This window comes from Microcystis wesenbergii FACHB-1317, assembly GCF_014696875.1.
Lineage (GTDB): Bacteria > Cyanobacteriota > Cyanobacteriia > Cyanobacteriales > Microcystaceae > Microcystis > Microcystis wesenbergii_A.
Genome location: NZ_JACJQV010000022.1, coordinates 1 through 2,285 on the forward strand (window position 1 = coordinate 1; position 2,285 = coordinate 2,285).

General features: G+C 41.3%; 1 protein-coding gene. It reads right to left on the minus strand.

The annotated features are described in order from the left end of the window. Window positions 1-396 precede the first annotated feature (396 nt). On the minus strand, window positions 397-1,605 hold the full coding sequence (locus tag H6F92_RS00345; protein WP_190356396.1) for a glycosyltransferase family 4 protein: 1,209 nt from the start codon (window positions 1,603-1,605) through the stop codon (window positions 397-399). Window positions 1,606-2,285: the final 680 nt, after the last annotated feature.

Below are 2,285 nucleotides of genomic sequence, written 5' to 3' on the forward strand. Positions count from 1 at the left end.
ATTGTTCCCAGTATTATTACTACTAATACTATCCATAAAGGGTGTCTTTTTCCTTGATCTTTCCGAAAGTCCTTGACTTGTTTCAGTTTTTCTATTAAGCTCAACATATGTTTCAAAAGTTCGCGTTCACTTCTCATTTTACCTGACAGTGATCGCTTTTACTTTTGATATTCTGATGGGAGAATGAAACAGCCCTACCCTGAACGGTTACAAATTTCTTTATTTTTTGTCCAAAAAGTAGAACGCAAATATTTAGTGCCAACAAAATTGTGGTTTCGTAGCAGAATAGACTTCTGGTCTAACCGCCTTTGATCCCTCTAAACTCCTCTTAAAAAGGGAGACTTTCTTGAATTTGCCAATCTAATCTCAAGGCGAAGTCAGCAAAATCTGAGCAACCTAAGGATTCAAACGTTTTTGAAGTTCACTGAGATAAAAACCCTCCAATTGTTGTATATGATTGTGAATGTTGTACTGTTTAGCACTCAAAAAAGCATTGTCCGCCAGTTTTTTTCTCAGATTCAGATCGCCAAGCAATGTTAATATCCCTTCCGCAATTTGTTCACTATTTTGATAATCAACGATCCAGGCATTCTCTTGATGGATAGCAAAATCGGCTCCACTCCCTGCAAAAGTAATGACTGAAGGAACTCTAGAAAGTGCAGCATCAACGTAAACTTGTCCGAACGTTTCGTTTATATCATCAATCGGTGCGTGGACAAAAACATCAAATAACTTAAATAGGGCGTGCAGATCACTTTCAAAGGGGATTTCCACATAGCGATCGCTCGGCAATCGGGATAATTTTTCGGCAATAGCCAGAATATCTTCGTATTGAGGGGCCACAATGTCTTCTTTGCGTGCAGTACGCATCTTTTCTGCTAAATCAGCCCGATCAACCCCTGTTCCAGAAAGCACTAAGAGGGCATTAGGATAGGTTTCGAGAACTTTTTGATAGGCTTCGATGACGTATTCTACGCCTTTCCATCGGACATATCGCGCCGCCACACCAAGGACGGGGCCTGCATGATTACCTAAATATTTGGCTCGTAATTTTTCTACTCGTTGGGCTTCTACATTTTCGTATTCCCGAATATCAAAGCCTGTCGGGATTAGGGTTATTTTTTCTTCTGGAATGCCGTCTTCTATCATTAATTCTCTACTTTTTTTGGTGACGGCGATCGCGTTGGTAGAGCAGTCCCAGATCAAACGATGGCGGCTGAGGGGATGGCGAGTATAGTAGCGAATGGAAGGGTGTTCTCTGGTGAAAACTCGCACGGGAACCTGGGCATAATAGGCGGCTTGCATTCCCACAAAACTGCCTGCAATCCAGTGGGTATGAACAATATCAGTTTTATTTTGAATTAAATGCTCATAGGCAAATTTAACGGCTTCTGGGGTATCGCTATAATCTGAAAAAGTAGTTGTAATGTAGGGAATATTTTGTGATTTTAAAAAATCGATCATGGGAGCGTTGGGATTGAGAATAATATAGTCAATCTCAAATTTTGTTTTATTAATATATAAAGCATCTAATTCAAAGGGAACCCAACGAATCGGATGGGTAAAAATATAGGTGACTTTGATTTTTTTGGGCTCGATTGTCATTGGGGTTTATGTTCAAATTGATTCCAGCACGAAGACCTGCCGTGTACACACATCTACCCATTAACTTCGTTTTGCCCCCCCTGCCCCCAACTTTGGGGGGAGAGCGATAGCTTTCGCGGTTCAAAGTCCCCCAGAATTGGGGGATTTAGGGGGCTAAATAAGGTTAAACAGAAAACCAAAGACTTGTGTGTACACAGTGGGCACAAAAACAGGGCTTAGCGTGCTAAATATTACTATAAAAACGCGAAAACAGCAAAAATAAATTTGGAACGATTTGGTGTCGTTTCAGCAATCACTCCAATTGTTAAGAATTGTACAACCCTCTTGCTATAAGGCTTTTTATGTCATGAAACCCTAAATTTAGAATTGCTGACGCGAAAATAAGGTGGTGGGCAACGAGACCCCCGTGAGATTGGGTAGGGGTTTGGTTTCCCCGAGAGGTGCGATCGCTGGCATCATTTCTTTCTGGTTGGCTCTTATGCTAGGTTTTGCTAATGGGACTTAAACGCTAAATAAAGATCAAATCGAGTATAATCGTTAAAGAATAAGCACTTTACGTTGAAAGATCAGCGATGAAAGAGACAACCCCAGCCGCGATGCCCCCATGCTTTGACCGATGGTGTCGGCGGTTTGACAATTGCTTCAAAAACGAAGCGCAAAAAAACGGCTTCAGACAATAT

Bases quoted from the DNA above. Each gene is read 5' to 3' on its own strand.
- H6F92_RS00345 (WP_190356396.1), bottom strand. From the start codon at position 1,605: ATGACAATCGAGCCCAAAAAAATCAAAGTCACCTATATTTTTACCCAT.